The organism is Nocardiopsis chromatogenes YIM 90109 (assembly GCF_000341185.1).
GTDB classification, from domain to species: domain Bacteria; phylum Actinomycetota; class Actinomycetes; order Streptosporangiales; family Streptosporangiaceae; genus Nocardiopsis_A; species Nocardiopsis_A chromatogenes.
The window spans coordinates 4,399-10,419 of the sequence record NZ_ANBH01000320.1 but is presented as its reverse complement, the minus strand read 5'-3'; the positions used below and the strand labels follow the sequence as shown (position 1 = coordinate 10,419).

5 protein-coding genes (1 of these 5 only partly in view) are annotated in these 6,021 nt (G+C 73.4%); 2 read left to right on the top strand and 3 right to left on the bottom strand.

Annotated features, from left to right (window positions below; genetic code table 11):
- On the bottom strand, positions 1-2,410 hold a 2,410-nt coding region (gene leuS, locus D476_RS0128115), incomplete at its 3' end, for a leucine--tRNA ligase (protein ID WP_040728110.1).
- A 532-nt stretch (positions 2,411-2,942) separates the two neighbouring features.
- On the opposite strand from leuS, the gene D476_RS0128110 reads away from it, so the two are divergent.
- Positions 2,943-3,419 carry a DUF6406 domain-containing protein gene (locus D476_RS0128110; protein ID WP_017627222.1) on the top strand — a complete coding sequence of 159 codons (477 nt, stop codon included), beginning with the start codon at positions 2,943-2,945 and terminating at the stop codon, positions 3,417-3,419.
- Between the two features lie 304 nt (positions 3,420-3,723).
- Positions 3,724-5,265, top strand: a complete 1,542-nt coding sequence (locus D476_RS0128105; protein ID WP_017627221.1) for a long-chain-fatty-acid--CoA ligase — start codon at positions 3,724-3,726, stop codon at positions 5,263-5,265.
- Positions 5,266-5,359: 94 nt separating this feature from the next.
- Here the strand turns inward: D476_RS0128105 and D476_RS0128100 are convergent, their stop codons facing one another.
- Together D476_RS0128100 and D476_RS0128095 are read right to left on the bottom strand one after the other, a co-directional pair.
- On the bottom strand, positions 5,360-5,623 hold the full coding sequence (locus tag D476_RS0128100) for a hypothetical protein (protein ID WP_017627220.1): 264 nt from the start codon (positions 5,621-5,623) through the stop codon (positions 5,360-5,362).
- Positions 5,624-5,699: 76 nt separating this feature from the next.
- On the bottom strand, positions 5,700-6,021 hold the final stretch of the coding sequence (locus tag D476_RS0128095) for a glycoside hydrolase family 3 N-terminal domain-containing protein (protein WP_449289418.1). It continues 689 nt past the right edge of the window; only the last 322 of its 1,011 coding nucleotides appear in the window; its start codon lies beyond the right edge, outside the window — the gene reads right to left on this strand; it ends in the stop codon at positions 5,700-5,702.

Below are 6,021 nucleotides of genomic sequence, written 5' to 3'. Positions count from 1 at the left end.
CCGAGGCCCGCCCCAGCCGCTCCAGCTCGCCCTCGTCGATGTCCGGCGGCACCTGCAGCTTGTCCCGGACCTTGCTGTTGACCTGCACCACGGCGGTGACCTCCTCGCGCACCAGCAGCGCCGGGTCGGGCTCGCGCCAGTTGCCGATGGCCACCGACCCCTTGTGGCCCAGCCGCTCCCAGCCCTCCTCGGCCGCGTACGGGGCGACCAGGGAGAGGGTGACGGCGATGGCCTCGGCCGCCTCGCGCACCGCCGGGTCGGCGGCGCCGGGCCCGTTCTCGATGGCCTTGCGGGCGGCGGTGACCAGCTCCATCATGCGGGCGATGGCCACGTTGAACCGGTGGTCCTCGATGGCGGCGGAGATCTCGGCCAGCGCCCTGTGGGTGGCCTTGCGCAGCTCCTTGTCGCCCGTGGCCGGGTCGGTGCCCGGCGCGGATGCCTCACCGGCCTGGACCATCACCCGGAAGGCGCGGCCCAGGAACTTCAGCGACGCGCCGGGGGACACGTCGGCCCAGTCGATGTCGTCCTCGGGCGGGCCCGCGAAGAGCATGGTGAGCCGGACCGCGTCCACCCCGTAGGTGTCGATCTCGGTGCCCAGGTCCACGCCGTTGCCCAGCGACTTGGACATCGCCTTGCCGCGGTTGATGACCTGCCCCTGGTTGAGCAGGCGCGCGAACGGCTCGGTGAACTCCAGCATGCCCATGTCGTGCAGGGCCTTGATGAAGAACCGGGCGTACATCAGGTGCAGGGTGGCGTGCTCCTTGCCGCCGATGTACTGGTCGACCTGGCCCCACTTCTTGACCTCGTCCTCGGAGAACGGGGCCGTGGCCAGGTTCGGCGACAGGTAGCGCAGGAAGTACCAGGACGAGTCGACGAAGGTGTCCATGGTGTCGGTGTCGCGCTTGGCCGGGCCGCCGCAGGCCGGGCAGTCCACGTTCACCCAGGCCTCATTGGCCGCCAGCGGGGAGATGCCCTTGGGCGCCAGGTCCGTGCCGCGCATGTCGTCGGGCAGCTTCACCGGGAGCTCGTCCTCGGGGACGGGCACCTCGCCGCAGGCCGGGCAGTGGACGATCGGGATCGGCGTGCCCCAGAACCGCTGGCGGGACAGCAGCCAGTCGCGCAGCCGGTAATTGACGGTGCCGGTCCCGGTGCCGCGCTCCTCGATGATCTCGATGATGCGCGGGATGGCCTCGCCCTTGGACAGCCCGTCCAGCGGGCCGGAGTTGATCAGCGTGCCCTCGCCTGCGGTGGCCAGCCCGGTCTGCGCCGGGTCGTCCTCGCCGGTGTCGACCACCGGGCGCACCGGCAGGCCGAAGGTGAGCGCGAAGTCCAGGTCGCGCTGGTCGTGGGCGGGAACCGCCATGATGGCGCCGTGGCCGTAGTCGGCCAGCACGTAGTCGGCGGCCCAGACCGGGATCCGCTCGCCGTTGACCGGGTTGACCGCGTAGCGGCCCAGGAAGACGCCGGTCTTCTCGCGCTCGGTGGACTGGCGCTCGATGTCGCTGAGCTTGGCGACCTCGCTCCGGTAGGCCTCGAACGCCGCGCGCTGCCCCTCGGTGCACAGCTCCTCGGCCAGCGGCGCGTCGGCGGCCACCACGAAGAAGGTGGCCCCGTACAGCGTGTCGGGCCGGGTGGTGAAGACGGTGACCGGCTCCTCGCGCCCCTCGACGGCGAACCGGACGTCGGCGCCCTCGGAGCGGCCGATCCAGTTGCGCTGCATGGTCAGGATCTCGTCCGGCCACTTGCCTTCGAGCTGGTCCATGTCGTCCAGCAGGCGCTGGGCGTAGTCGGTGATGCGGAAGTACCACTGGTTGAGGCTGCGCCGCACGACCTCGGAGCCGCAGCGCTCGCACCGGCCCTGGACGACCTGCTCGTTGGCGAGCACGGTCTGGTCCTTGGGGCACCAGTTGACCAGCCCGTCCTTGCGGTAGGCCAGGCCGCGCTCGAAGAACTTCAGGAAGAACCACTGGTTCCACCGGTAGTACTCCGGGTCGCTGGTGTGCAGGCGGCGGGTCCAGTCCACGGAGATGCCGTAGCGCCGGAACGACTCGGCCTGGGTCTCGATGTTGGCGTAGGTCCACTCGGCGGGGTGGGTGCCGTTGCGGATGGCCGCGTTCTCGGCGGGCAGCCCGAAGGAGTCCCAGCCGATGGGGTGCAGGACGTTCTCCCCGCGCTGGAAGTGGTAGCGCGCGATGACGTCGCCGATGGCGTACACCTCGGCGTGGCCCATGTGGAGGTCGCCGGAGGGGTAGGCGAACATGTCCACGACATAGCGGCGCGGACGGGTGTCCCCCGGGTCCTCGGAGGCGACGAAGGGGTTGTCCTCCGCCCAGCGGGCCTGCCACTTGTCCTGCAGGGCGCGAGCGTCGTAGGCGTCGCCCGCCACCCGGTCTCCGTCAACCGCTGTCATCGCTGAATAGTCCCTCTACCGGTTCGCTCCGCGCGGCCGCCGGAGGCGGCCCGCGTATGGCGCATTCGGCCGCTCGGGGCGCGCCGTACGGATCGGTCCGCTCGGGCTGCGCCGTCTCCGGCCGGATTCTCCTCGGCTCCAAGGTTAGCGCGACCGGGGAGGCGCCCCGCCATGGCGGCGCGGGCACGGCGGCGCGGGCGCGCGGGGCCCACCGCGCCCCCGGTGGGCCCCGCCTCCGCACGCCTGATCCGAGGGTTTGCGGATGCGAGGCGAGCCTAGGCGCCGGGGGCGACATTCGGGGCGTGAACGCCGGACCCGGTGGAGAACGGCGCCGAGTGACCCCGCCGTCACCAACCGGAAACCCCTTCGTTGAGGGGGATCGGCCCCGCGGCCGCGGGGGCCGGTGGAAGAATGCGGTGGGGGCGGTGACCCGTGGCCGCCCCCGGCGCGCCCGGTTCCGGGGCCGTTCACGGCCCCGCCGGCGGCACCCGTCCCGCGCGCCGCGGCCGCCGAACAATTGGAGACCGCTCCGATGACCCCCACTCCCGCCCGCCGCGCCGTCCGCGCCCTGCCCGCCGCCCTGCTCGCGGCGGCGGTGGCACTGGGGGCCGCCGCCTGCGCCGGCGACGCGGAGACCGACACCGCCTCCGTCCAGGACGCCGAGCCGGACCTGGGCCAGAACCAGGAGCGGGTGCGGCTGACCGAGGGCACGTCGGTGAGCATGGAGACGGACTCGGGCGCGATGGCGGCGGTGCAGATGACCGGCCACGAACCCGGGGACGACCCGCAGGTCACCATCACCGTCACCCCGGAGGGCGGAGAGGCCGAGGAGCACACCCTGACCCTCGGCGGGGAGCTGGACGTGGCCGGGAACCGCTGGCGGGTCTCGGAGATCGGCCTGAGCGACAGCCGGTCCCAGCCGAGCAGCACCACGCTCACCCGCGCCGACGGCGCCTCCGGCACCGGCCCGGACGCGGAGTCCGGCCCGGGGTCCGACGGCGGCGCCTAGGGGGTCTCCGGCCGGGCCCGTGGAAGGCTCCGTCGAAGGCGCCGACGGCGCCCTGCGGTCCGGGACGGGGCCGGCCAGGAGGGCCTGGTCCGCGTCGGGCCGGATCCGAGAACAACGCCCCGGCCCGGGCAAAGGACGCGGACGGCTCGGGCGACACGGCCGACGGCGGGAACCGCGCTCCGGCGGCCGGAACGGCCGGTGGGCCGGGCGTTCGGAGGGTGAGTGGGCCCCCGGTGCGGACACCGCAAGTTACCGTGCGGTAAAAAGTGACCGGGAACACCCTCTCGCACCCTTGGGAGACGCGATGCTCAACCTGTCCGTGCTGCTGGAGGACGGCGCCCGGAACAACCCCGAGCGCGAATGCCTCATCTTCGGCGATCTGCGCCTGAACTACGCGCTCGTCGACATGATCGCCAACCAGGTCGCCAACCTCCTGGTCGCGCGGGGCGTCGCGCCTGGGGACAAGGTCGCCCTGGCCTCGCCCAACACGCCCTACTTCCCGTTCGTCTACTTCGGCGCGCTCAAGGCCGGGGCCATCGTGGTCCCGCTCAACGTGCTGCTCACTCCGCGGGAGATCGCCTACCACCTGGAGGACTCGGGGGCCAAGGCGCTGTTCGCCTTCACCGGCACCCCCGACCTGCCGCTGGGCGAGCGCGCCCGCGCCGCCTTCGAGCAGGTCGAATCCTGCGACGTCTACATCGACCTGCCGGCCGAGCCCGGCGCCAAGGAGTCGGCGATCGCCGGGGCCGAGACCCTCTGGGCGGCACTGGACGGGCAGCCCGGCACCTTCGAGACGGTGCGCACCGAGGCCGACGACACCGCGGTCATCATCTACACCAGCGGCACCACCGGCACGCCCAAGGGCGCCGAGCTGAGCCACAACAACCTGCTGTACAACGCGGTGTGTTCGAGCGAGCTGTTCGGCTCCGCCGAGCGCGACGTCTTTCTGGCCGTGCTGCCGCTGTTCCACATCTTCGGCCAGACCACCCAGCTCAACACCGCCCTGTACCGGCACGCCGCCATCGTGCTGATGCCGCGCTTCGACGGCGACGAGGCGCTGGCGCTCATGGAGAAGGAGGGCGTCACCACCTTCGGCGGAGTGCCGACCATGTACTGGGGCCTGCTGGGCGCCAAGGGCGAGCACGACCTGGAGAAGATCGCCTCCACGCTGCACACCGCGGTCTCCGGCGGCGCGGCGCTGCCCGGGGAGCTGGCCAGGAGCGTCAAGGAGCGGCTGGGCGTGGAGATCCTGGAGGGGTACGGCCTGTCCGAGACCTCCCCGGTGGTCTCCTTCAACAACCCCAAGGTCAAGGCGAAGACCGGGTCGATCGGCCGCCCGATCTGGGGCGTGGAGATGCGCCTGGTCGACCCCGAGTTCAACGAGGTCGAGGGCGAGGGCCCCGGCGAGGTCGCGGTGCGCGGCCACTGCGTGATGAAGGGGTACTACAACCGCCCCGACGCCACCGCCCAGGTGCTCCAGGACGGCTGGTTCCGCACCGGCGACATCGCCCGCCGGGACGAGGAGGGCTTCTACTTCATCATCGACCGCTCCAAGGACATGATCATCCGCGGCGGGTACAACGTGTACCCCCGGGAGCTGGAGGAGGTCCTGCTGACCCACCCGGCCGTCAGCCTGGTCGCGGTGGTGGGCGTGCCGCACGGGTCCCACGGCGAGGAGATCAAGGCCTACGTGGTCCGCGAGGAGGGGGCCGAGCTGGGCGAGGAGGAGCTGGTCGCCTGGGCCAAGGAGCGGCTGGCGGCCTACAAGTACCCGCGCCTGGTGGAGTTCCGCGACACGCTGCCGATGACCGCCACCGGCAAGATCCTCAAGCGCGACCTGCGCTGAGCCCCGGCGCCCCCGCCCCTGCGCGGCCCGCGCGGCCCGTACACCCCGCGCGCCCGGCGGGGCGGGGTGCGCGGTGCGGGGTTCCCGGCGGCCCTCAGGAGAGCGGCCGCCAGGGCGCCCCGCACGCGGTGCAGCGGTACTCGATGCGCCGCCCGCACGCGGCGCAGTGCGGGCCGGGGGCGTAGCCGTCCGGCTGCTCGGCGTGCCGGTCGGCGAAGAGGCGCGGCTCGGCGCAGCGGTTGCAGCGGATCCGCACCCCGGTGGGGCTCTTGGGCCAGGGCGGTTCCGGTTCGATGGGGTGGTCGTCCTCGGCGGGGCCCTCCCCGCCGGGGCGCTCCCCGGGGGCGGCGGTGTCCATCCGGCCAACTCTCGCCCACCCCCGCGGGCGGGTCAAGGCGGGGCCGGTCCGCGGCGGCCCCGGGCGGAACGGTCCCTCAGACGCGGCCCCGCACCGCCTCCGCCAGCGCGTCGACCCGGTCGGCCGCCTCGGCCAGCCGCGCCCCGGGCACCCTGCCGCCCTCCACGGCCTCCAGCACCGCCGCATGGGCCGCCAGGTAGGCCTCCCGGCCGGTGCCCCCGGCCGTGGCGGGGTTGCCCAGGCACAGCAGGTCGGCCCCGGCGGCCAGCGCCTCCACGGCGCCGCGCGCGACCGCGCGCACCGTGTCCGCCTCCCCGGTGTGCACCGCCAGCCCCTTCATGTCCAGCGCGTCGGTCACGGCGACCCCGTCGAAGCCCAGCTCCTCCCGGAGCAGCCGG

What these genes read in the sequence shown, in the direction of transcription:
- D476_RS0128100 (WP_017627220.1), bottom strand. Translation starts at nt 5,623, where the DNA reads ATGGACACCGCCGCCCCCGGGGAGCGCCCCGGCGGGGAGGGCCCCGCC.
- D476_RS0128105 (WP_017627221.1), top strand. Translation starts at nt 3,724, where the DNA reads ATGCTCAACCTGTCCGTGCTGCTGGAGGACGGCGCCCGGAACAACCCC.
- D476_RS0128110 (WP_017627222.1), top strand. Translation starts at nt 2,943, where the DNA reads ATGACCCCCACTCCCGCCCGCCGCGCCGTCCGCGCCCTGCCCGCCGCC.